The 24,783-nt window shown below is 60.0% G+C and carries 19 protein-coding genes; 2 read left to right on the top strand and 17 right to left on the bottom strand.

Annotated features, from left to right (window positions below; translation table 11 throughout):
* Positions 1-470: 470 nt before the first annotated feature.
* Positions 471-1,511, top strand: coding sequence for an A24 family peptidase (locus ADJ70_RS01380; protein WP_050342849.1), 1,041 nt, complete (start codon positions 471-473; stop codon positions 1,509-1,511).
* 511 nt (positions 1,512-2,022) lie between these two features.
* On the opposite strand, the gene ADJ70_RS01375 is transcribed toward ADJ70_RS01380, so the two are convergent.
* The 7 genes from ADJ70_RS01375 to ADJ70_RS01345 all read right to left on the bottom strand — a co-directional run bounded on the left by ADJ70_RS01375 (position 2,023) and on the right by ADJ70_RS01345 (position 8,090).
* A complete protein-coding gene (locus ADJ70_RS01375; RefSeq protein WP_050342848.1) occupies positions 2,023-2,616 on the bottom strand; it encodes a DUF177 domain-containing protein in 594 nt (197 codons plus the stop codon).
* Positions 2,617-2,629: 13 nt separating this feature from the next.
* Positions 2,630-3,127 carry a hypothetical protein gene (locus tag ADJ70_RS01370; RefSeq protein ID WP_050342847.1) on the bottom strand — a complete coding sequence of 166 codons (498 nt, stop codon included), beginning with the start codon at positions 3,125-3,127 and terminating at the stop codon, positions 2,630-2,632.
* Between the two features lie 245 nt (positions 3,128-3,372).
* Positions 3,373-4,005 (bottom strand): hypothetical protein, encoded by a 633-nt coding sequence (locus ADJ70_RS01365; RefSeq protein WP_157051338.1) that lies wholly within the window; start codon positions 4,003-4,005, stop codon positions 3,373-3,375.
* A gap of 236 nt (positions 4,006-4,241) precedes the next feature.
* The gene (locus ADJ70_RS01360; RefSeq protein WP_172674420.1) at positions 4,242-5,018 is read right to left on the bottom strand and encodes a hypothetical protein; all 777 of its coding nucleotides are present in this window, start codon (positions 5,016-5,018) and stop codon (positions 4,242-4,244) included.
* A gap of 193 nt (positions 5,019-5,211) precedes the next feature.
* On the bottom strand, positions 5,212-5,883 hold the full coding sequence (locus ADJ70_RS01355; protein ID WP_050342841.1) for a hypothetical protein: 672 nt from the start codon (positions 5,881-5,883) through the stop codon (positions 5,212-5,214).
* Positions 5,884-5,975: 92 nt separating this feature from the next.
* Positions 5,976-6,734 (bottom strand): DeoR/GlpR family DNA-binding transcription regulator, encoded by a 759-nt coding sequence (locus ADJ70_RS01350; RefSeq protein ID WP_050342839.1) that lies wholly within the window; start codon positions 6,732-6,734, stop codon positions 5,976-5,978.
* Positions 6,735-6,821: 87 nt separating this feature from the next.
* On the bottom strand, positions 6,822-8,090 hold the full coding sequence (locus ADJ70_RS01345) for a zinc-binding dehydrogenase (RefSeq protein WP_050342837.1): 1,269 nt from the start codon (positions 8,088-8,090) through the stop codon (positions 6,822-6,824).
* Positions 8,091-8,413: 323 nt separating this feature from the next.
* Between ADJ70_RS01345 and ADJ70_RS01340 the strand changes: the two genes are divergently transcribed.
* Positions 8,414-10,306, top strand: a complete 1,893-nt coding sequence (locus tag ADJ70_RS01340; protein ID WP_050342835.1) for a PTS mannitol transporter subunit IICBA — start codon at positions 8,414-8,416, stop codon at positions 10,304-10,306.
* A gap of 1,584 nt (positions 10,307-11,890) precedes the next feature.
* Here ADJ70_RS01340 and ADJ70_RS01335 read toward each other — a convergent pair.
* The 10 genes from ADJ70_RS01335 to ADJ70_RS01290 all read right to left on the bottom strand — a co-directional run bounded on the left by ADJ70_RS01335 (position 11,891) and on the right by ADJ70_RS01290 (position 24,670).
* Entirely contained in the window at positions 11,891-12,604 is a 714-nt protein-coding gene (locus ADJ70_RS01335) for a PLP-dependent transferase (protein WP_050342833.1), read from the bottom strand.
* Between the two features lie 20 nt (positions 12,605-12,624).
* Entirely contained in the window at positions 12,625-14,391 is a 1,767-nt protein-coding gene (gene thrS / locus ADJ70_RS01330; protein WP_050342831.1) for a threonine--tRNA ligase, read from the bottom strand.
* Positions 14,392-14,632: 241 nt separating this feature from the next.
* Complete coding sequence (locus ADJ70_RS01325; RefSeq protein WP_157051336.1) at positions 14,633-17,149, bottom strand: FtsX-like permease family protein; 2,517 nt, start codon at positions 17,147-17,149, stop codon at positions 14,633-14,635.
* A 9-nt stretch (positions 17,150-17,158) separates the two neighbouring features.
* The gene (locus tag ADJ70_RS01320) at positions 17,159-17,911 is read right to left on the bottom strand and encodes an ABC transporter ATP-binding protein (RefSeq protein WP_050342827.1); all 753 of its coding nucleotides are present in this window, start codon (positions 17,909-17,911) and stop codon (positions 17,159-17,161) included.
* A gap of 214 nt (positions 17,912-18,125) precedes the next feature.
* Entirely contained in the window at positions 18,126-18,791 is a 666-nt protein-coding gene (locus tag ADJ70_RS01315; protein ID WP_050342825.1) for a TetR/AcrR family transcriptional regulator, read from the bottom strand.
* 191 nt (positions 18,792-18,982) lie between these two features.
* Positions 18,983-19,285 carry a hypothetical protein gene (locus tag ADJ70_RS01310; protein WP_157051335.1) on the bottom strand — a complete coding sequence of 101 codons (303 nt, stop codon included), beginning with the start codon at positions 19,283-19,285 and terminating at the stop codon, positions 18,983-18,985.
* A gap of 88 nt (positions 19,286-19,373) precedes the next feature.
* Positions 19,374-20,165: a PD-(D/E)XK nuclease family transposase gene (locus tag ADJ70_RS01305; RefSeq protein ID WP_050342821.1), complete on the bottom strand. Its 792-nt coding sequence runs from the start codon at positions 20,163-20,165 to the stop codon at positions 19,374-19,376.
* A gap of 974 nt (positions 20,166-21,139) precedes the next feature.
* The gene (locus tag ADJ70_RS01300) at positions 21,140-22,189 is read right to left on the bottom strand and encodes a class C sortase (RefSeq protein WP_050342819.1); all 1,050 of its coding nucleotides are present in this window, start codon (positions 22,187-22,189) and stop codon (positions 21,140-21,142) included.
* Positions 22,190-22,259: 70 nt separating this feature from the next.
* Positions 22,260-23,222, bottom strand: a complete 963-nt coding sequence (locus ADJ70_RS01295) for a class C sortase (protein WP_216597294.1) — start codon at positions 23,220-23,222, stop codon at positions 22,260-22,262.
* A gap of 14 nt (positions 23,223-23,236) precedes the next feature.
* Positions 23,237-24,670 (bottom strand): isopeptide-forming domain-containing fimbrial protein, encoded by a 1,434-nt coding sequence (locus tag ADJ70_RS01290; protein WP_050342817.1) that lies wholly within the window; start codon positions 24,668-24,670, stop codon positions 23,237-23,239.
* Between the last annotated feature and the right edge of the window lie 113 nt (positions 24,671-24,783).

Here is a 24,783-nt window from a genome sequence, read left to right as displayed (position 1 = left end):
TGTGCCCACTCCACCTTAACCGTCACTGCCAGACCCACTCCCTCCCGGCTCGATTGACTTGGGGTGCCTCAAAGGGACGAGGATCTCTTGGTATTAGCACTGAACTAAATCATTCCGAACGCGCCGAGTCGAGCCCGCTTGCAGCCCGCCACACGTCCACCCAACTGGCTTCAGCCAAGCAACAGCGGCACGCTCTCTTACCTCTCTTACTGTGGTATGGGGTATCATCTTTACCTCTGTCCATACTCGAAGCTGCACCTCCTTATTGGGATTACTCTCATACTCTCAGGGACTATGAGCGCTTCAGGCTCTGACAGCTTGATTTAGGCTTAATTTTTCTTGGTTGATCAGATTCTCAGCCGCAAAAAGGGAATAAGATACCAATAGTACGGAGCAATGCGCTCAGCACACAAACCATCTGTGACGAGTGACGAGCCTCGAAAAATTTTTAGCGGAAGGTTTTCTCGATTATGTCCATAGCAATGCTCAGCATCTTCTCTCTCGCCTGCATATATGGCATTGTCCTCGGTGTCTTTCTAAACAAGATCTCATGGAAGGTTGTTGACTACAAGCGCGAGCAAAGGCGCAAGGCGGCTGAGGGCAAGGGCGACGGCGAGCCGGAGGAGGGCAAGGGCGAGCGAGGCCGCCAGGCCGATGAGGGCAAGGGCGACGGCGAGCCGGAGGAGGGCAAGGGCGAGCGAGGCCGCCAGGCCGATGAGGGCAAGGGCGACGGCGAGCCGGAGGAGGGCAAGGGCGAGCGAGGCCGCCAGGCCGATGAGGGCAAGGGCGACGGCGAGCCGGAGGAGGGCAAGGGCGAGCGAGGCCGCCAGGCCGATGAGGGCAAGGGCGACGGCGAGCAGAAAGATGCGCAGAAAGAGGGCAAGCGCAGCAAGGAGTTGTCCCTACATTGCGCGGACGATCGCTCACGCAAGCTCGCCCGGATACTGTTGCCTATCCTGCACCCACTCCTGTGCGGCATCGGTGGAGGCATCCTCGCTCTTAACGAGACGATTCCCCTAGTAATACGCGTAACCCTTGCCATCGTGTTCTGCCTGTTTGTGAGCATAGCTTTGATCTCTTCGTGGGTCGATATCCTCATCCGCATCATCCCAAACGAGATTGTACTGACCATAGCCGCACTCGGAATCGTCTTCCGCATCGTTTGCGCCATAGCAGATCCATGGAGCTTGCTTGGTGGATTCGCGTCATTTGCCCTCACCTTCGGCATGTTTTCTTTAGCTATGTTCATCGGAAGAAAACGGTGGAATAGTCGTGGTGTGGGTGCGGGAGACTTCAAACTCGCAATGATCGCATCCTTTATCGTAGGCTTTCCTGGAATTGCATACTTTTATATAGCGCTCTGCATCACTATACTTGTGTACTTTACCTACATGATTGCAAAGAGATCCTTCGGCTTCTTTGTATGGTTTCCCATGTGCTCGTTTCTCATGATCGCCCTCTTGGTGGGACTTATATACAGCTACATTCCAGGAGCGCCGCTGCTCTTCTAGTTGTGCTGTACAAATGAGTCCAGGTGAACCCTCCTGCGGCGGCAAAGTAGAATGCGTTTTCCGTGAGGAGGTACCATCCGAGTGCACCTTTCCGCAAAATGCGTCTTTCCTCACCTGTGCAAACGTCGAGACGCCTCACCAAAAGGCGCACAGACAGAATGTGCTTTTCCGTGAGGAGTCGCTACCAGAGTGTGCTTTTCCGTGACACCCAACCTCCAGAGTGCGCCTTTCCGTGAGGGTGCCCATGCAAAGTGCGTTTTTCCGTGAGGTGGCCTGACGTTTGCCCAGGTAAGGAAAGATGCACTCTACGGAAAAGCGCATTCTACGGTTGCGACGTCACCAAAAAACGCATTCTGGACGCGACCCCTCACGCAAAGACGCATTCTGCGGTCATTCCACATTTCAAAAGTGACCAGAAAGTACATTCTCACGGGTTAGAACTGCCAGAACTGTTCACGCACCAGCAGCACTCCCCGACCGGATGTCCTCGCTCACCGTATGCCGTACGCCCTTACTTGGCCTCGCGGTCGGCGTCTTCAAACCTGAGCTTCCTCAGGCCCGAAAACGGACCCGACGCCATTCGCTCCTCCTCGCGCCGACGCTCGATCTGGGCACCATGCCCGCAGTCCACCTGATTGAGATTCTCGCCACACACCGGACAGAGACCCTTGCAATCCTCGCGACAGAGGACCACATAGGGAGTCTCCATGAGAAGAGCAGACGAGATGGCATCCGTCAAGTCGATCGTGTGGTCCTCGCCCACCCAAGAGAAGTCCATCTCATCGTCATCCCCAAGGGTATCGCTGCCATCAGCGGTCGCCTCCTGAGCTTTGAAGAGGTAGTACTCTTCTACTTCACCTGTCAGGTCCAAGACGGCCTCCTCCAGGCAGCGATCACAGGTGCCAAGCACGCGACCGCTCACGATGCCGGTCACAAGGATTCCCTTCCCTGCGTTGGTGAGCACGAGGTCATAGTCAAGGCCATCGGGCAGTCTGAAAGTATGACCGCCCAAGAGGTAGCCACTCTCGTTGATGTGGCCTTGAACGACGAGGGCACTTCCCGCATCGGCAAGTCTGTCATCGAGAATGGTCGTCACCCGTCGCATCGCGCTCCACCCCCTACCACGTGACGTTATTGGACTGATTACGCGGACCTGAGTTCTCGTCGAGCGTCTCGCGTACGCGCGTCACGGAGTTCGTAAGTGACTTGAGGTTATCCTCCAGGTGCTGGAGCACCGTATCTGCATACTCCTCGGCGTTGTAGCGCGTGTCCCTCTCGTACTGGGAGGCTTGACCACGAATCTCCTCGGCTTGCTGCTGGGCGAGCCGCACCACCTCCTGATCCCCCGAGAGTATCATGGCCTGCTGCTGGGCGTCAGCGATGATGGAGTCGGCCTGCTGCTGAGCACGTCCAAGAATCTCATCCTCCTCCTTGAGGATGCGGCGTGCGTCAGAGAACTCCTGGGGGAACATGCTTCGAATCTCGTCGATTATCTCGTAGATCTCCCGAGAGTCGACTATCTTCTTCTGCATGCCACCAGTGAAGGGTGCCTTGGCCTCGCTCACGACCTGCTCGAGCTCATCCAGCAGACTTTCGATTTCCTCACCCGGTTGCATGCGGGACTCCTTTCGACCTTACGACCTTGCGTGCCTCAGGTTGACTACATGTACAAGGCTATAATGAACTTATAGTAGCAGATTGAGACAGCAACGCACCGCCACGTGCAGGTAGCCAAGCAAGAGAGCAAGAAAGAAACGGCCCCGGAAGCCATGTCGCTTCCAAGGCCGCCAACGAGCCGATCGCCCCTCGCGCCACCGGCTCGTCACCATGTCAAAGAAGTCGCGCGAATGCGATGCGCGACCTACATGTAGGCTGAGGTATCGGACCCGAAAAGCGCTCCTACCCCGTATACTGCCCCCACGAACTCGTTGAGAGAACCCTCATCCGTCGTCCAGGTTCCGTTCTCCTTGTTCATCTTCAACTCCACACTCGTCGTGACGAGGTCAGTGGACTCATCGAGATGCTTGTAGAGGGACTCCATGAGCTTCTTTATGAGTGCATTCGTGTCGCCATTCTGATAGAGCTGCATGGATTCCTCATCATTCATATTGCTGACATCCGAGCGAGCGGCCGCCATGGCGTTCCTGATGTTGGTATTGGTGATGTCAAGCTTGACGGTCGCCGTGTTGCCCTCCACCTTTACCTCGTTGATCTTATAGTCAAAGTGCTTGAGGGCATGCGCAAGGAACTCGTAGAAGTCGATGCCAGACTCCTTGAGCTGCTCCTGCGCTGCAGAGTCTTTGTCTGCCTCCGACATGTAGGGACTTAGGTTCTCCTTAGTGGGATTCTTGAAGGCGTTGAGCATCGTCTCGACACTGGCACGGATCTCCTGCTCGTCACTCTTGCATGCAGAGAGGCCCACGGTCGCCCCTATTGCAAGCGCAACGGCAAGCGCCAGCCGACAGACCTTGAAAATTGTCTTACGTGTGTTCATCATTACTCCTTGTAACAAATACGTATCTATCATATCTTACCATGGAACGGTCTTGACATCCCACATAGAACGCCACCACGCCATTTGACGACCAAAACAGCCTTGGGGGCACGTCGCTCCCAAGGCCGTCACTCGCTCATTCCGCGCGCTCCCACCCCAGCCCTTGTTACGATCGCTTGCAAAGATACCGATGGGCCCTATTGGTATTGCCGCACGACTTATCTGAGACTATCGGATCATCTTCCCCCGCCAGACAGATTGAAGTTTCCAGACATCAAATGTGAGAAGTTTTTGGCAGAATCCTCATCAACCTTCCACACACCGCCCGACTTGACGAGCTTTAGCTCTGCCTCCGTCGAGGTGAGGTTATTCTCATCATCGATGCTGGCATAGAAGAGCTCCATGTATTTCTGCATGATTGCCTTCTCGCCACCTTCGCTGAGCTGCTGAAGCGTGTCCTGGTCGAGCGACTGGAGCTCCTTGCTGCCAGACATGAGAGCCTTCATCAGATCGGCATTTGTGAACGTGAGCTTGACGGTTGCGGTGTCGCCGTTGACCTGAACATCATCGATCGTATAGTCGAAGTGCTTGAAGATATGCTCAGTAAAATCGTACATGTCGATACCATAGGTATCGAGCTGCGCCTTGGTGTTGCTGTCTAGGTTTGACAGGTAGGACTCCATGCTCGCCCTGCTGGGATTCTTGACAGCGTCGAGCATCTTTGTGACAACAGCGCGCACATCCTGCTCGTCGCGATTTGTATCCGCAGATTGCTGTGGACTAGAGCTCGCGGGGGCCTCCTGCGGCGCACTGGGATTCGCGGGGGCCTCTTGCTGCGGCTGTGCGCCGTTGGCAGGCGCAGCAGCCGTCTGCTCGCCCTGGGTGTTGTTCGTGGGAGCTTCCTGCCGGTTGCTACACGCACCAAGGCCTACGGTCATTCCCGCAGCGAGCGTTACGGCAAGGGTAAGCCGACAGATCTTCCGTAACATGGTTCGCATCATAACAGCTTGCATCTCAATCATCACTCCTTACTGCCATATGCTGAAGACGGGTGCCGGCCACACGCCATGGCATTGGACCTTTGCCACTGCGGCCTGCGAGGATCCGACTTCAGGCTCTCTTGGACCGCAGTATAGACCCATGCGTAGGCATCTGCACACCACAATGTCCAGTGTTACGATCTCTTTGTGATCGAACTCGTTCCCCTCATTCTGAGGCGGACTCCTGCGCCTCAGAAGCGGGCTGCTCTTGCGACTGCGATGCGGGCTCAACCTCACCGGACAGGCTGATGCTCCCATACATGGAGCTCGCAAAGTCCTGGACGGAACCATCGTCCACCTTCCAGCTGCCGTTTTCCTTGGTCAACTTGATGGTCGCCTTCGTCGGCGTAAGGTCGGTCGCCTCATCCAGACGCTTGTAGAAGAGCTCCATGAGCCTCTTCTCAAGACCCGCTTCCTTGCCATCCTGATAGATCTGCGCAAGCGTCGCGGTGTCTGTTGACTGGTAGTCGGTATTTGCGGCCGCAAAAGCACTCGAGAGGCTGGCGTTGTTGAACGAGGCCTCGATACTTGCCGTGTCACCCGTAACCGTAACCTTGTCGATCCTGTAGTCAAAGTGCCTGAAGACATGACCCAAGAACTCGTAGACGTCAATGTTGTATGACTCGATCTGCGAGATGATGGGAGCCTTGGCGTTCGACATGTAGGGACGCATGCTCTCTTCGGTGGGGTTCTTGAAGGCCTTGAACATGGCCTCGGCGCTATCGCGGGCCATCTGCTCATCGTTTTTGCATGCGGAGAGGCCGACACTCACTCCGATGACGATCAGGGCGGCGAGCGCTAGTTGACAGGCCCTTCGGATCATGTTGTGCGTCTTCATAACTACTCCTTGCGATGGGTGTTTAGACAAGATACTCTATCATGCGCAGGCCCGATGGGCAAGCTGCGCCTCCGTCATCCGCCCTGCTATCCCTATAGCAGCTCCGTGCCCGCATTCTCGCAGGCCTGCCGGAACTCCCTTGAGACCCCGTCGTCAGACACAACCATCGCGACGTCGCTAATACTACAGATGGGAAAGGTCGAGTTTCTCCCAACCTTGCTCGAGTCGACGAGGGCCACCGTCTCTTCCGCGCTTGCCACCAAAGCGCGCTTGAGGGCAGCCTCATCATCCGACCCACAGGTGAACCCACCGTGCTCGCCATAGCCTGTAACGCCAAGAAACAGCTGCTCGAAGCTTATCTCACGCACGAACTCCATGGCACTTCCCCCGACGGTGCTTAGCGAGTAGGTGTTGAGCCGACCGCCCACGAGCTGCGTCGTCACCTTCTTGAGGCGAGAGAGCTCAATGGCCACTGTAAGAGAGTTCGTGAACACCAGAAGGCGCATGTCGGGCAGCTTCTGCGCGAGGGCCGTCGTCGTGCTGCCCGAGTCGATGAAAACGGTCGTGTCAGGCCTGAGGAGCCTTGCTGCCTTCTGGGCGATGGCGGCCTTCTCGGCGGCATGGCGCAGGCTCCTGCGTGCCAAGAGGTCGTCTGTCCCCACGGCAAAGCTCACGGACTTGGCGCCGCCATGAACGCGTACGATGAGACGCTCCTCGTCGAGCTTCTTGAGGTCGGTACGCAGCGTCATCTCGCTCACGTCGGGAAAGGCCGACTTGAGCCTCGAGAAGGACACATAGCCCTCCTGATTGATGAGCTCGACGATGCCCGAGCGCCTCTCGCCCATGTCCATGCCCTGCGCTGCCTCCTCTTCCCCACACCCCTGGGCTCGGGCCGAGCATGGGACGGCCGAAGGCCCCTCGGGCTTTGTCACTCTCGCCTACTCCACCGACTCCCAGTTGGCAAGCAGGTAGCGCTCCGCCTCGGGCGACCAGAGTCCCTTGTGGACATCAACGATATCGGCAAGTGTACCATAGCGTCCGTCTTCGTCCGCCCTCGTCCGCAGCTCCGAGAGGGCGATGAGCGGCATCTCTATGTGAGTATAGATGAGCTTCTTGCCACCGGGGATCTTGGGAAGCTTGAGCGTCGTCTCGGGCACCGCGTCAAGGCCACCAATATGGGTCACCATAACGGCGGGATCAAGGCGACCGGCAGCAGTGAGCTCGAGCGACTCCATCTCGTCCTGCGTGTTGCCGCCCGTAGTCCCGATGACATGCTGAGAGCCGTAGTGCACCTCGTAGAAGTTGATGGGAGCCTGGAAGTTCTTGTCCGTGGGGCCTGCGAAGAAGTTGAGGCAGCCGTCACGGCCCAAGATCAGGCTCGACTGAGTGACCACGGCCGCGACGGGCGCATAGCAGAGCACGTCGTCAAAGCCCGCGCCCCCTGTGATCTCGCGCAGTGCCGCCACAGGGTCATCGACCGTACCCGTGTTGACAAAGTGCAGCTCGATACCCTCGTCACGCCTGATTTCCTCTGGCGGAAAGAGATGCTCGGCACGAGCGAGGCGTTCCTGGTTGATGTCTGCCACAACGACAAGGCCAGGCCTGCGATCACAGTGGAGGGCATAGGTAAGGGCACCAAGGCCCATCGGGCCCGCACCTGCGTTGATGCAGAGCTTGCCACCCTCACGGATGCCCATGTCGTGGGTGTAGACACCCATCTGGGTGTGGTAGGCGGCATGGAAGGCCCCGATCGAGCAGCTCATGGGCTCGGCAAGGGACGCCTGATAGTAGGCCTCCCCGTGATAGACCAAAAAGCAGCCCGTAGCAAAGACCTCCTGTGGCAGGATGCAGTAGGTGGCGTCTCCGCCGCAGAACTCGTAGGAGTAGCCGGGTGAGTCCATCGAGCCCTTGTAGTTGAGGGCGGGCTGAATCGTGAACTTCTGACCAGGCTCGTACAGATCGGCATACTTCGCGCCGACCGTAACGATGTCGCCCGCAAGCTCGTGGCCCGTGATGGCTGGGTGCTCGGCCACATCGGCGTGGACGCGCTTGTGCTCGGTGCCCAAGATCGCCATCTTATAGGTTGACATGCACATCGAGTCCGAGATGACCCGCACGAGCATCTCATCGTCCTTGATGTCCGGAAGCTCGAACTCGTCGATGCGAATGTCGTGTGCCGCGTGGAGTCGTGCTGCCCTTGCCCTCATCCCATGTCCCTTCTCGTGCGTCCGCGCGACCTGGCTGCGTGCTGCCCGTCAGTAGCGTAGACTATTGGTTCAACACCTCTTGGCTGTTACTATAACAATAGTGGGAATATTGTCAAGCTCTATTTTGAGACATATTTTTTAGCATCATCGTTGGTGAACACCCGTTTATGGAGAAAATTCTACCGTTCACAGAACAAGATAGATTTTTATTACAACAAAATGTATTGTTGTTTCAATAGTTACTGTCATTTGTCTTTTTCGTCATCGCGGAGAAGACAAGGGTCTTGGCGCACCTGCGCCGGACATGTCGGAAAGGGAGAGAGATGGCCAACGCACGGGAGTCGGTGTCCAAGTTCGGCAAGTTTCTCAGCTCGATGGTCATGCCCAACATCGGAGCATTCATCGCGTGGGGCTTCATGACCGCAATGTTCATACCAACCGGATGGTTTCCCAACAAGACCTTGGCTGCCATCGCAAGCCCCATGCTCACCTACCTCATCCCCATCCTCATCGCCTCACAGGGCGGCTACCTGATCGCGGGTAAGCGCGGGCGCATCATCGCCACCATCGCCGTCATGGGCGCCATCGTCTCGGGCATCACGGTTGATCCCGTAACGGGCGAGACGACGGTCACAACGATGCTCATGGCCTCGATGCTCGTCGGACCCGCCGCCGGCTGGTTGATCAAGAAGTTCGACCAGCTGATCGAAGGGCACACGCCTGCGGGCTTCGAGATGCTCATCGACAACTTCTCGCTCGGCATCGGCGGCCTCGTGCTCGCGATCGTGGCGTATCTGGTCATAGGCCCCCTCATGCTCGGCATCCTCGCCGTGCTGCAGGCAGGTGTCCAGGTTCTCATGCAGTACAGCCTGATGCCACTGCTCGCCATCTTCATCGAGCCCGCCAAGGTGCTCTTCCTCAATAACGCCATAAACCACGGAATCTTCACGCCCATAGGTCTTGAGCAGGTTGCCAACACGGGCAGGTCACTCATGTTCCTCCTTGAGGCGAACCCAGGTCCAGGCCTTGGCGTGCTTTTGGCCTACTGCTTCTTCTGCAAGGACGAGACGACCCGCCAGTCTGCGCCCGGTGCCGTCATCATCCACTTTTTGGGCGGGATCCACGAGATCTATTTTCCCTACGTACTCATGAACCCCACGGTGATCATCGCCCCCATCGTTGGCAACGCCGCTGCGATACTCTGGTTCTCCCTCGCGGGCGGTGGCTTGGTTGCCCCTGCGTCTCCTGGCTCCGTCATCGCCATCCTCAGCATGACGCCCCAGGGCTCTATCATCACGACCCTCGTAGGTATCGCGCTTGCGGCGGGCGTCTCCTTTGCCATCGCGTCTCCCATCGTCGCCCGCGCCGAGATCAAGAGCCTCGATGAGGCTAAAGACGAGATGGGCGCACTCAAGGGCGGACAGGCGGTTGCTACAAACGTCGACAAAAAGTTCGGCCAACACGTTGTCTTCGCCTGCGACGCGGGCATGGGGTCCTCGGCCATGGGTGCCACCCGCTTCCACAACCGCATCAAGCTCGACCGTCCGGACATCGTCGTGACTCACGCCAGTGTGGACGAGGTACCTGCTGACACAGACATCGTCGTGGTCCAGAAGAGCCTCGCCGGACGTGCGCAGAAGAGCGCCCCAGATGCACAGTTCATCATCATCAACAACTTCCTCTCTGATCCGGCGTTGGACGGCCTCTATGATGCGCTCGTCGCAACCGAGGCCGAATCGGGCGTCGGAGAGACCGACGTCGAGAAGGCCACCGAGAAGATCGAGAGCCGCGAGCGTGCGGTCGCCATCGACCGCGACGGCATCAAGCTCGATTGCCCCTCCGTCACCCGCGAGAAGGCCATACGGGCCTCCGGCCAGTTGCTTGTCGAGCATGGCGCCGTTGACCCCTCCTACGTCGATGCGATGCTCGAGCGTGACCGCGAGCAGAGCGTCTATATGGGCATGGGCGTCGCTATCCCACATGGGACCAACGAGGCTAAGGGCAGCGTCAAAAAGACCTGCGTCACGCTGCATCAGTACCCAGGGGGTGTCCTGTGGGGTGACGAGAAGGCGTACCTGGTCTTTGGCATTGCCGGTACCGGCGACGAACACCTACAGGTACTCGCAAACGTCGCCAAGGCGCTCGAGGACGAGTCGGTCATCGAGAAGATGAGGACCACCACGGACGTCGACTGGCTGCTGAGCGTGCTGGGCTAAAGCGTAGGGAACCGGCCGGCACGGGGCGGCAGCGAGGGGCGGCTGCGTAGGGCGGCAGCGAGGGGCGGCTGCGTGGGGCGGCTGCGTGGGGCGGCGGCACCACCTGGGCCACCGCCCCAGCTTTGGTCTTCGTTGTCGATTGTGCGCCTCTGGTCGAGGGAGTCGAATTGCGCAGAGTGCGCCTCTTCGTCGCGTCGCCGTAATCGCGTCGCCCATCCAGAATGTGCTTTTTCGTCACATCGCGCACGCAGAATGCGCTTTTTCGTGAGTCGCGCACGCAGAATGTGCTTTTTCGTGAGTCGCGCACGCAGAATGTGCTTCTCCGTGAAAGTGGTGGGTCAGAGTGTGCTTTTTCGTGAGGGCGTCTGCACAGAATGCGCTTTTCCGTAGAGTGCGCTTTTCCTCACCTGCGCAAACGTGGCGCCGTCTCACGGAAAAGCGCATTCTGGAGTTGGTGCCTCACGAAAAGGCGCAGTCTGACTGTGGGCCCTCACGGAAAAGCGCACTTTGGGTGGTTTAGGGATCGCAGGTTGCGCCTTTCCGTAACGCCCTCACGGAAAGGCGCACTTTGGCCACCGGCGCGAGGGCAGGATGCGCTTATCCGTGAGGCGTCGGTTGGAGAATGCGCTTTTCCGTGACCCTGCGGATGCAGAGTGCGCTTTTTCGTGAGGTCGCCTGCGCAGAATGCGCTTTTCCGTAGAGTGCGCTTTTCCTCACCTGCGCAAACGTGGCGCCGTCTCACGGAAAAGCGCATTCTGGAGTTGGTGCCTCACGAAGAAGCGCATTATAGCCGTGGTGCCTCACGAAAAGGCGCAGTCTGACTGTGGGCCCTCACGGAAAGGCGCAGTTTGGCCACCGACGCGAGGGTAGGATGTGCTTTTCCGTGAGACGTCGGTTGGAGAGTGCGCTTTTCCGTGAGACGTCGGTTGGAGAGTGCGCTTTTCCGTGACCCTGCGGATGCAGAGTGCGCTTTTCCGTGAGGGTGGTGGGTCAGAGTGCGCTTTTTCGTGAGGGCGTCTGCACAGAATGCGCTTTTCCGTAGAATGCGCTTTTCCTCACCTGGGCAAACGTCGAGCCACCTCACGGAAAAGCGCATTCTGGAGCTGGAGCCTCACGGAAAAGTACATTCTGGGCGCCCGCGTGACGCCGCCCTCACGGAAAAGCGCACTCTGGGGGTGGCACCCTCACGGTTGATGTAAGGAGGATCGCACGCATATTCATAGAGCTCGTCGATGGACGTCGGGCCGCGCACGAAGCAAAGACAGGCGACAAAAAGGCTCCTGGCGCCATTGCCTCCCTCAAGCGCAGGCACGATAAGATTGTCGGTGACAATCCCAAAGCGCGCATCCGCTCCCCCGCCTTCGTGGGAGTGCTTACGGTGACATTTCTCTATGCGCGTGAGGTAGAGGAGGATATCTACGTGATTCCCATCAGGAGTCTGGCTCCCTGACCGCAGGCAGCTGCTCCTGATCCACGCATCCCGCTCCTGTAAGCGAGACCGTGATCGTAGGCGAGCGTGCGGTCGTGAGCGAGGTCGCGGTTACGTCCCCAAGACCGCGATCACCCGGGCTGCGGCGAGCATCATCATGACAGCTGTGAGAGCCGCCCCTCGAGCGAGACGACCTGCGCCTTCGGGTCGCCAGCGTCACAGCGGACGCGCTCCCAGGCGGCAGCGCCCCGTACGCGATAGTCCACAACCGGCCCGAAGCCTCCCGTGAGCTGGGACGCGGCAGCTCTGAAGCTCGGGTTCGCCTTGAGTCCCGGGTAGCTCACAGCCACGACAAGCGGATGGCACGAGAGGTAGGCCGCGACCACCTGGGCGGCGTCATCCTCCCTGCGGCGGCGGGCGGGAAAGGCCACAAGGGCTGCGACAAGCGAGGCCACGGCCGTGTCATCAAAGACCGCAGACGGCAGCACCGCAAGCGCTACGCGAAGGTCAGACGGACACGCCTTTGAGGCGGACAGGGCAACGCAGCGCCCCGTTCCCTCGGGCCAGGCGCGTGTAAAGCGCTCCACGACAACATCCGCGCCGAGGCGGCAGGCGGAACAGCCAAACGACGTGGCGAGGGAGTTTTCCACCACAAGAGGAAGACCCCGCCCGTGGGCGTCTGCCGCCTGCGCCCGCAGGTCAGCAAAGCCGATGGGCATATCGCCCAGACTCTCAATCCAAACAGCGGCTCGTCTCTGGGCAAGGCCAGAGACGAGCTCGTCGGCAGCTTCCGCATCTACAAGGCGCGTGAGGGCAGCGCCCAGCCGCTTGGACTGATCGGCACAGAGTCTCTCGAGGGCGTCAGACATGGCCGCGACCTACCCTGGCGTCAGCCGCGACGCTCCGCGACCTCGTCCTTGATGGAAGCGATGAACTCGTCGAGCTCGTGCTGGGTCGTCTCGCCACTGCGGTCGCGCACAGAGACGTTGCCCGCCTCAACCTCCCGCTCGCCGAGGATCAGCATGTAGGGAACGCGATCGATGGAGCGGGCCTCACGGATCTTGTAGCCTATCTTCTCGTCGCGCTCGTCCACCTTGACGCGCAGGCCGGCCTCGCGAAGCCTCTCTCCCACCTTACGCGCGTAGTCGCGACTCTTCTCGGAGACAGGCAGGACCTTGACCTGACAGGGAGAGAGCCAGGTGGGAAACTTGCCCGCGTACTGCTCGATGAGCATGCCGATAAAGCGCTCGAAGCTTCCGAAGCCCGCGCGGTGGATGAGAATGGGACGCCGCTTGCTGCCGTCTGCGGCGGTGTACTCGAGCTCGAAGCGCTCGGGCAGCTGGAAGTCAAGTTGGATGGTACCGCACTGCCAGGTGCGCCCCAGGCAGTCCTTAAGGTGAAAGTCTATCTTGGGACCATAGAACGCGCCATCGCCGGGGTTCAGCGTGTAGTCGGTGTCCATGGTCTCAAGCGCCTCCTTGAGACCGGCCTCGGCAAGGGACCAATCCTCGCTCGAGCCCATGGAGTCTTCGGGACGGGTGGAAAGCTCGACCCTGTAGGGAAAGCCAAACTGCTCGTAGTAGGTGGTGATCAGGCGCGCGGTGTCGATGACCTGCTCACAGATCTGCTCGGGCGTGATGAAGAGGTGGGCGTCATCCTGCGTGAACGCACGCACGCGAAAGAGGCCGTGCAGCGTCCCCTTGAGCTCGTGGCGATGGTCGAGGCCGGCCTCGGCGAGCTTGAGTGGCAGGTCACGGTAGCTGCGTGGACGACTCTTGTAGATGAGACAGGCGCCGGGGCAGTTCATGGGCTTGACGGCAAAGTCCTCGTCGTCTATCTGGGTCGTGTACATGTTGTCCTTGTAGTGATCCCAGTGACCGGAGGTCTCCCAGAGGGAACGCGAGAGGATGACGGGCGTCTGCACCTGCTCGTAGCCATAGTCATCCTGCATCTTTTGCCAATAGCGCATGAGGGCGTTCTTGACACGCATGCCGTTGGGCAACCAGAAGGGAAAGCCCGGACCTGCGTCGCTCGTCATGAAGAGCTCCATCTCCCGGCCTATCCTGCGGTGATCGCGCCTGGCGGCCTCGGCGAGCAGGCGTTCGTGCTCGGCCAGCTCCTCCTTGTTGCGGAAGGCGGTGCCATACACGCGCGTGAGCATCTTGTTGTTCTTGTCGCCCTTCCAGTAGGCGCCCGAGACGCCCGTGAGCTTGAAGGCCTTGAGGGCCTTGGTGTAGAGGATGTGCGGCCCCACGCACATGTCAACGTACTCGCCCTGCCTGTAGAAGGTGATGCGGGCGTCCTCTGGCAGGTCGTCTATGTGCTCGACCTTGTACTTCTCGCCACGCTCGGCCATGTGGGCGATAGCCTGCTCACGCGGGAGCTCGTAGGTCTCGAACTTGAGGTTCTCCCTCACGATCTTGCGCATCTCGGCCTCGATCGCGGGAAAGTCCTCCTCCGAGAGCTTCGTGCCCTCGGGAAGTTCGATGTCATAGTAGAAGCCGTTGTCGGTGGCAGGGCCGTAAGCAAAGTCGGCCTCGGGATACAGCCGCTTGACGGCCTGGGCTAGGATGTGGGCGGCGGAGTGACGGATGACGTGGAGCTCCTCATCCTTGGGGATCTCGTCGACGTGACCGTCGTTGAACAGTGCCTTCATGGTTGAACTACCTCTCCTCTGACAGAAGACGGGACGACCGGGCGTGATGGGGCTGGCCTGCCCAAGGCAGGTGGACAGGACGTCACGCAGACCCGCTCAGTCTACACCACCGCACCTCAATGGGACGGGCCGCTCACGAGAAACCGACGTCTCTGCGTCTTCCCGTGGGCGGCCTCGATGACGTGACAAGGCCGCATGCCCACGCGATGGCATGCGGCCGCCTTGCCAGGCCCTTCTCTTGCTACTCACGCGTCTGGAGTGCCTCGGTGGGCGCTATCCTGTTGACGCGGCGCATCAGGAGCGCCTCGACCACCAGGTAGCAGACGAGCGCACCGACATAGGCGACGGCATACCACGAGGGCGGCCACGTGACGTCAAGGCCTCCGCCCACGTTTGCCACAAGATAGGGGTAGGCAAGGTCGATGAGCAGCTTGCAGAGAGGCACGAGCACAAGAAGCCCTGCCGCCACGACGACGAGATTGCCGTCAAGGTAGAGCCTGCGCAACTCCCCCCTGCGGTAACCGAAGACCTTCATGAGGGCGATGGGGCGTGCGGCGCGGTCGATCGTCACCTTGACCATGAGGTACGTGACGACGATGAAGATGACGGACGACAGGGTGACGAGCAAGATCACCATCGGCCCTATCATCTCGTGCCAGACGACCGTGCTCTCGATGACCCTCTCCCTCGTGAGCGTGCCGTCGAGGCGTCCTGCCTCTATGTTGAGCGCATGGTCACTAAGGAGCGCGTTGTAGCAGTCGCCGTCCTCGCCGAAGAGCGCTCGCATGTCCTCGATGCGCATGAAGCAGCGGAGACTCGCGTCGTCTCGCACCACCTCGCGCACGGTGAATGCATAGGGACGATCCTGCGTCTGGTCGGTGAGAACGACGCTGTCGCCTACGGAAAGGTTAAGCTTGGACGCCATCGCCGACGAGATCGACAGCTCCCCCTCGCCCGAGGCTGCGATCCTTGGGAAGAAGGGGTTGTCGTCCCTTAGCCCCAGGAGCGAGACGTCGAGCGTGTAGCCGAGCTTGCTCACGGAGAGACTCCTCAGGTATGCCTCGTGGGCCCCCTCGGGCACCGTAGCGGGTGGATACCTGACGGTGTAGAGATACCCAAAGGACGTGTCCCGCTCTGCCGCCTGGGCGCTGTTCTCGCAGAAGGCGTCCGCATCGAGGGCGAGAAAGAGAATGAGCAGACACACGAACATGCCTGCGAGCACGGCGGACACGCTGCGCCTCTCACGCAGGAGCTGCCGCAGGCTAAACGTCCGCACAAAGCCGCGACTGCCCCAATCGCGGATGCGCGCCGTGGAGACCCTGCCTGCGTCAGGCTCGTTGCGCAGCAGCAAGAGCACGGGACGGGAGAGCTTTTGCCTGATGAGCACCCCGTTGACGACGAGTGCCATCACCGCAGGCATAACGACGCCAAAGGCGACATCCCATGGCCCCACCTCGAAGGAGATGGGAGGCAGCGAGTAATACGTGAGCGTGTTTGTGGCAAGCGCATGCACCATCCACGGAGAGGATCCCCAGACCGTACCCATGGCTCCGCCGGCGAGGCACACGAGGACCGGCAGCATGGCGTAGCTCAGCACGAGTTGGCGTCGGCTCACGCCCAGGGCATAGAGCGTGCCGATGATCGTGGACTCGCACTCGATGGAATGTACCACAAAGACGGAGACGACGTACGCGATGAGCGCCACGACGATGACACCAGCCAGCTGGCTGACGGCGATGTTGATCTGAACGTCGGAGGCGGACGCCTTGATACGCGGGTTGTCCGCCTGCTCGACGAAGCTGGTCAGGTTATCTATTTTCAGCGAGAGGTGCTCGTCGAGGACACCTTCCACCTTGTCGTGAAACGCGTCGACGCCATCGGCAAGGCCCTGGGCCGCCTGTGCCAAAGGTCGCGTCTGCGCACGCGTCGCGAGGCCGGACGCGCCGAGGGCGTCTTGCAGGCTCCGTGCCCCGTCCGTAAGCCTACCCAGCGCATCCTCCACGTTGCGCCTATCTGCCAACTTGCGGCCCACGTACTCCTGGAAGTATGGGTCGCTCACCTGATCTATGGCGACGTCGAAGTCCTCGTTCTTCAAAAGCTCCCTGAGCTCTTGCGAGGAGTGTCCGGCGGGCAGGGTGTAGGCATAGAGGCAGGTCTCGGCCTTTGCGGCCCCACCCCCCTCGAGCAGTCGCGCGTAGGTGGGCGACGTGACGAACGCCGTGCCGAAGGCATCGTGGTCGACAGAAGCGTCCGACATGTTTGCCACACACATGTCGTAGTCGGAACTGGAGCCGATCCCCACGATCGCAAGGCGCCTCTCGCCCACATCGAGCGTATCGCCCAGGCTAAGGCCATGTGCCCTCGCGTAGTGTTGCTCGATCAGGACCTCGTCATCTGCCTGGGGCAACCTTCCCGAGTTGGGAGTGACCCTGTTGATGGAGTCGCGCGTCGCCATGACGCGCAGCGTTGAGCCGTCCGTACGCATGAAGTCAAGGTAGGGTTCCGCCTCCAGAGAGACGCCCCTGTCGTGAATCTTGGCCAGCTGCGCGTCCGTAAGCGGCACGAGGGTAGAGAACTCTCCGTCCTCGACGTTCGTGGCCAGGGCCGTCTGACTCACACCTCTGATGACACTTTGGGCAGAGACCCCGATAGACGTGACGATGACCATGCACGCCGCAACCACAGCAAGAAGGGCCAGGTAGCGGATGAGGTTGGAGCGAAGGTCGCGAAGGGTCCTTCTGAGCAGCAGTCTTTGCATCGCGACCACCTACAGTTCGATCTCAGACGCGGGCAGCTTGTGCGCGTTGCCCACACTCGACACAACGCTGCCGTCCTTTATGCGCACCACCTGATCGCACATGGCCGTGATGCCCTCGTTGTGGGTCACGATGAGCATCGTCGTACCAAAGCTCCTGTTGACCTGCTCGAGCAGACCCAGTATCTCGAGCGATGTCGCAGAGTCGAGGGCGCCTGTCGGCTCGTCGCAGAGCAGCAGCTGCGGCTTCTTGACCAGGGCACGTCCGATGGCACAGCGCTGCTGCTGCCCACCCGAGAGCTGCGAGGGGAACTTGTCGGCGTGCGCTGAGAGCCCCAGGGTCCCGATGAGTTCTTGCATATCAAGCGGGTTTGCCGACAGATAGCTTGTGACCTGGATGTTCTCTCGTACGGTGAGGTTGGGCACCAGATTATAGAACTGAAAGACAAAGCCTAGGAAGTCCCGCCTGTACTCCAGAAGCTGCGATGGTCCAAGCGCCGTGACGTCGCACCCGCCCACGCAGATCTGACCCGAGTCCACCTCGTCAAGCCCGCCAACGACGTTGAGAAGCGTCGACTTGCCGGAACCTGAGGCTCCCAAGATGGCGCACAACTCCCCCTGCGCGACCTCAAGCGAGAGGTCCTTGAGTACCTGCGCCTTGCCTTCGCCTGAGCCATAGCTCTTGCAGACGTCCTGCACGCTCACGAAGTGCCCGCGCACGGCCCCGTCCTGATTCTGACAGCACCTTTTCGTTGCGTCTCTCATACATTGCTCCTCTCAGGCACCCCTTCTGGAATGCCTCCATTAAACGTAACGTTGTTATCCTATCGTTATGAAAAAAGGGCCGATGGCCCTTCTGACTACCCATGAAGCATATACCCGCCGTGGCGGACTCATAATAACCATGACTAACTCCTCCCTTCGGGAAAAGGATACACCCACATGCGCGCGCACGTCAACCGCCTCTCAACGTGAGCAATCACATGACAGCGCCTGTCAGGAGGTCAGTCAAGTCTTCACCCATCACGACGGCGATGGCTCCCCCTCGCAGGAAACGCACCACAGTACTCAGCCTCGTCATGAACTCCTGACGAGAGAGGTGCTCTGACAGAATGCCCAGAACGGAGTCGATCTGCAGTTGCGCGAGCCACTCGATGGTATGCCCATCCATTCCGTGCATACTCGTATTCTTGAGCGCATCCTCGCCCAGCGTGAGGTAGGCCTGCTCGGATGCCATCTGGGTCAGCACAGCCAACCTCCCCCGAACGTAGGGGTGCTCGCGGTTCGCGAGCACGGCATCGACGACCTGGGGTCGTCTCGCGCAGATGTCGTATATGTCGAGCCCGGCGGCGAGGTCCTCGCCCTCCGGAAGGTCACGCAGCTGACCATCCCCCAAGTGGGCGCGCTCACGCCGGTAGTGGGCGCGCAAGGACAGCTCCACCTGGTCGAAGGTAGGACCGACCGTGCGCTCAAAGAGCTCCCCCTTGCCCGCAAATAGGAAGTAGAGGGCGCCCGTCGTCACGTGGGCCGCCGCGCAGATGCTGCGCAGCGACGCTCCCTGGTAGCCGCGCTCGGCAAACTCCAGCGTCGCCGCAGCGATGAGGGCGCGCCTCGTGTCGGCACTCTCTTCCTTTGTCCGTCTCATGCGCCCCTCCCAGAGGTGGACGCGGTGCGCGCCGGCCCCTACACAAGCATGCGCTCGGCCTCGTCAGGGTCTATCTCCAGCAAGGCCGCAGCGGCGCGCGTCCACGAGCCCGGCGCGCACGAGCCGGACGGGCCCTACCGAGGTCCCGACAGCCGTCGGCGGGCGGGACACGTCACCCCCTGCGGCCGGCCTCATCCCTCCGCAGCGAGCGTGCGCCTGATCTCGTCGGCGTCCACCCCCGCCGATGCGGCGGCGTCCTGCACGCTCACGAGCCCGTCGCGCACGAGCCGGACGAGCGTCTTGAGCGTCCCTCTCGCCTCGCCTCTCGCCTCGCCCTCCGCGATGCACTCCGCGCGGATCTCCTCTCGAATCTCCTCTATGACGCTGCCCATGTCCTTTCGCCCCTCCTCCGTCTCCCTGAGCCTTCTCTTCACCCTCGAGGTCTCCGGGAAGCGCCCCTCGTCGTACGCCTCCACCTCCGTGAGCACCCTCATGAGGGCGGGGGCCACACGGCGCGCTCGTGCGGGCCCCGACAGCCTCCGGCCGCCGGCGGGCGGGGCGCGTCACCCCCTGCGGCCGGCCTCACCCCTCCGCAGCGAGCGTGCGCCTGATCTCGTCGGCGTCCACCCCCGCCGATGCGGCGGCGTCCTGCACGCTCACGAGCCCGTCGCGCACGAGCCGGCCGAGCGCCTCGAGCATCTCGAGCCTCCCCTCGGCCTTGCCCTCCGCGATGCACTCCGCGCGGATCTCCTCTATGACGCTGCCCATGTCCTTTCGCCCCTCCTCCGTCTCCCTGAGCCTTCTCTTCACCCTGGACGTCTCCGGGAAGCGCCCCTCGTCGTACGCCTCGGCCTCCGTGAACACCCTCATGAGGGCGGAGACGTCCGTGCCGTCCCTCGCCAGGGCGTTCACGTACACCTCCGAGAGGCCGTTCTCGAGCGTCCGCCCGCTCTCCCTCACGACCCTGTCCACATGATACAGCGACCTGCCCTCCCCGAGGGGGTCGAACTCGCAGACGAACGCGACGCAGACGTCCGGGACGTCGGCGAAGCGCCCGCCCGGCCTCGTCCTGTCCGCCGTCACGAGCGAGGCGTGGTAGCGCGCCCTCCTCTGGAGGTCGTCCCTGTCGGTGCGCTGCACCTCCACGTCCACGAACCTGCCGCCCGAGAGCTCGCAGAGGGCGTCGAGGACCACGGAGCGGCCGTGGGGGTTCGTGACGGTGGACTGCGGCTCGCACTCCACGACCGTGAGCCCCTTGTCCTGGAGCAGCACCCTCAGGAGCTCCCCGCAGAAGGCCTTGTCCCTCGCCATCACCCGAAACATCAGGTCGTCTATGGGCCTCAGCCCGCCCATGTCCCGTCTCGCCTGCGCCATCCGGCCACCGCCCCTCCACTCGTCCCCCGCCGTGTCTTACCCTTTATCATAGCACAGCATAAGAACTTATGTTCTTACAAACTCAAACGTGTGAAGTCACTCTCCAAACCTTTAATCAAACAAAGTGCCTACAGACACGTCAGTTGGGCCAATGACCTGACGGTACACCACCTATGGCACGCTACGAAAGGCCTCGCGACTACGCCTTGATCATAGGGAGAAACCAGTGTGGTACTTGCCCCAGCATCCCAGACTCTCCCTGCGCGCATCCATCTTCACGACCGTGGGCGAGAAGCGTGGGACATACGATTCTAGGAAGTCATGCCTGCCAAGCTGCACGCATGAAGGCATGACAGTAAGTTTGACAGCGGAATGATTGCGAAACGTGCGACTTGCCGTAAGAGACGCACAGAATGCGCTTTTTGGTGTCACAGCAATCGTAGAATGCGCTTTTCCATAAAATGCGCTTTTCCTTACCTGGGCAAACGTCGAGCCACCTCACGGAAAAGCGCATTCTGCGTGTGACCCCTCACGGAAAAGCGCATTCTGAGACCCACCACTTACGTAAAGACGCATTCTATGCCCCAGCGCACATACAGAGCGCACTTTTTCGTAAGGGACGTAGCCAGAGTGCACCTTTGCGTGATGTCACAATCACAAAGTGCACTTTTTGGTGAAGGACTGTAGCCAGAATGCGCTTTTCCGTAGAATGTGCTTTTCCTCACCTGGGCAAACGTCGAGCCTCCTCACGGAAAAGCGCATTCTGGCTCCTGCGGGTCACGGAAAAGCGCATTCTGCGTGTGACCCCTCACGGAAAAGCGCAGTCTGTCCAACCGATGGGTTGTGGAATGTGCTTTTCCGTAAGATGGCTCAGCAGGTCTCGGGTCTAGGATTCCTACCGCAGTCCCAAAGGACGAAGCAGCGGAGAGGGACACAACCTTGCATTCCATCGCCGCCGCTGTACTATGCAAGGATCAACCTCGCCCTTTACCATACGTGCGATTTCTCATATGCCTCCCCCGTCCCCGAAAGACACCACCCTCTTGGAACATGGGCAGCACCAGATGCACGCAAGAGCCAAGGGGAACAAGCACGAGAAGAACGGAACCTACCACCCTAAGCCAACGCTCCACATACAGCTGGGGCGAGTCGCAGTGCATGAGCGCCTTGGAAAGCGCCGCCATGGGACTGAAGGTGTCAACGGCGTTAAAGTTAAAGTTAGAGGGCGTCGTCGTCCCCTCATCGGCGTAAGAGCGCTCGAAAATTGCAAGGTAGCGCTGGTCACTGATGCCATAGGGATGACAGGAGAGGAGCGTCACCAGGTCGCGATGTGGCTGTACTCCCACGGCGGCGGTGTCATCCGGAGCGATGGCGCGAAACTCCACCGCTCGATACTCTAAGGTGCCCCACCTTGTCTCGATGGTGAGAGTGTCTCCCAGCTGTATGTCCTCAATATCTCTGAAGATATCTCCCCGATGTCCCGCTATCGCGACGTTCGAGCTCTCCTGCCCCAAAGGGGCAGAGGTTCCAGAGATGATGCATGCCCCGCGAGCCAAATGGTCGTTCGACGCCCCGAGGAGCAGGGGGGCCTCGACATTCAAGCGCGGCACGCGCAGCACACCCACGACCGCATTATCGAGACCCACACCTTTGAACGCATCCTCATTGCTCCCGATACCCCACGGATCATTCACGACACCAGCAGTCCCAGCGATGACCCTCTCGTTGTAGGCCAACAGGAACTGGTAGGCCGCATCAAAGGATGTCCCTCCATCAGCGGGGTGAGTGCCGTCGGTCGCAGCGGGGGCACTGGTATCGGCAGGAGGAGTGCCGCCGGTCGCGGGGGCACTGGTATCGGCAGGAGGAGTGCCGCCGGTTGCAACGGGGGCACTGGCGTCGGCGGGAGCTTTGGTATCAGAAGAGACATCGGCATAGAAGCGCGTCAGCTCGCGATCGTATTTCTCTTGAGATTGCAAGGTCGTAAGCCCAGGCAAAATGAAGATAAGCGCACCGACCAGAAACATAATAGATCCTACAACAACACGCACCGAGCCTCGCCTCGCATTAGCGCCCGCTGTCATATTCCGCCTCGCATTAGCGCCCATAACCACGTCGTCTCCTCCACTGAACAATGAGGGCCACAACCACGATCACGAGGGCGACCCCAGCGCCGGCGAGCGACCAGACCCAAATGGGTAGCCCAGGAGTAGCGAGGGGACTCACCGAGCGCACGACGGTCTCGCTCCCATTATCCCACTCGCTCGGAACCTCGCAGCGCTCCGCGTGCACGAGCAAACGATGCGAGTTCACCCCATAGGGAGTGCAGGTGACCAGCGTGACAAGATCCCTGTCAGGCTCGATGGCAAGGCTGGATACCTCCTCGGGCAGAACGACCTCAGTCTTGATCACCCTGTATGCGTGATTCTCGCCAAGGACCTGTATGACAAACCAGTCACCAACGGTGAGCCTGTCAAGCTGCTCAAAGATTCGCGCTGTCGGAAGACCCGTGTGCCCCGCGAGGACGCAATGCGATGACGCTCCACCTATGGGCAGGGAGGTCTGCACGACATGACCGACGCCATGGCCTAGCGCCGCGTCGTTCGTGTAGTGATAGATGGGGAGGTCAACCTCTATCTTGGGGATCACCAACCGTCCCATCACACCGTCTCCCGCCAAGTTGAGCATCTGCTCATACTCAGCGTTACCTGGTACGTAATCTCCCGTGTCAAACGGATCGACCACCCTGACGCTACCTGCAAAGAGGCGCGCATTGTAATCGAGGGCAGCTTGCTTCTGGGCAGACAGGTCCTCTGGCTCAAGCTGTTCTACCACCTGCTGCTGAGTGACGCTGACCTTGTCCTGCTCGAGCTGATTCAGAACGTTACTTACAAACGGATAGCAGATAAGAAAAATGCCCGCAAGTAAGACGAAAACGGCGATCGCTACCTGAATACGGGAACGCCTTTTCCTCTCCCTGTGATAGAAGGAGGTGGGAGGGTACAGGCCCCCTCCCACCAACATGGCGCGAATGCGCCTATCCTCGCTTCCAAAGTCCAAGAGAACCGTTACATCTACTCGGCGTTCTTCTTACCCTGGGTGCGGACGAGCACAACGCCACCAACCGCAAGCAGGATGACACCGGCGGCGGTGATGATCAAAGTGCCGGGACCACCTGCGGCGGGCAACGCAGCCTGAATGGGATCCATGACGTCAACGGTTGAAACGAGATAGTTGTCCTCTACGTCCGCCGTCGCAGGATTATCCCCCTTGCAAGCGCCCTCATTGAGCTCAAATTTCTGGTCGGGAGCCTTCTGATACCCTGCGGGAACGCCGGTCTCGGAGACGGTATAGCTACCGGCTGCAAGGCCACTAAAGTACACGTAGCCCTGCTGGTCAGACTCCGAGGTGAGCACCGTGCCATTCGCGAGCGTGAGAGTGAAGACGGCCTTAGGCAATGGCTGGCCCTGTGGATCAACCTTCTTGAACACATAGCCATAGGTCTTGACCTCAGTCTTGTCACTCGGCTCGGCAGTGTCACTTGTATAGGGGTTCGGATTGAACGTCACCTTTGCGGTGTTCCCCGTCACGCTTCCAGCCTTCGAGAAAGCATCTGAGGTAACCTTTGCCTTATATGTCACCACGATAGGTAGGCCGAAACGTGAGAGGACATAGTCCTTCTTAAAGGTGATAGTGTAGCCGGTCGCAGCGGCCGTAATCGTGTAGTCAGAACCACTCGCCGCAGGCGTTCCGTTGATCATGATGGACGTAGGGTCAATCTCAAGGCCATTCGTGGGCGTATCGGTGATCACGAACGTGGCGTCCTTGGAGTCTGCCGGGTAACTGGGGATGGCGGTCTTTACCGTGAAGGGCACAGAGTCGCCCACGCTATATCCATCAGTCTTTTTGTCTTGCTCGTTCACGACCGTCTTCGTGAGACCCACATCGGTCTTCTTGACTGCAAGGGACTGGTCAGCATGAGGTTCATACTTTCCGTCCTTGACCACGGGACTCACGTCGATGATCATGTTCTGGTAGACCCGCGCCGTGCCGCTCGTGCTCGTGACACGAATCAGGTAGTAGCCACTGCCAAGGGTGAGATCAGCCGACTTATTTGCTGCGGTCGCGGTCGCCTTCGCAGCGACGCTCGCATCGGAGAACGACTTTGCTACCGCCGATGCCACCTTCTGTATCTCAGAGTTCTGCACGAAAGTGGTGCCGTCCGATGCGATCGCCCCGAACTTGCCAATCTCGTTGTAGTCTGCAGGCAAATTGTTGGCCATCTTGTATGTCAGGTTGCCTGTTGCATCAATATCGGCATCAGCTATCTGGTACGCACTGACCACATCACCGTCTACTAGGTCGGTAATGGTCACCTTGCTGTCCGCGACATCCGTGGGGCTAGTCGGGTCAGCGAGAGCCACCGTGGGCGCCAAAGACGCCGCCAGGGCAATGGACGCAAGCAGGGTACCCAACCTGCTGCGTATTGCCATCGGTTTTCCGTTCATGTGTGATTCCTTTCGCTCTGTTATTGTTGTCGCACTGCACTTACCTGAACAGCCCGCACGTGCCTGTCTCGGCGAACCGACCAGGGTAAGTCCCCTGTTACGGACTCTGCGTC

It is taken from the genome of Olsenella sp. oral taxon 807 (assembly GCF_001189515.2).
Taxonomy (GTDB): domain Bacteria; phylum Actinomycetota; class Coriobacteriia; order Coriobacteriales; family Atopobiaceae; genus Olsenella_F.
This window is presented reverse-complemented; position numbering and strand designations above follow the sequence as displayed.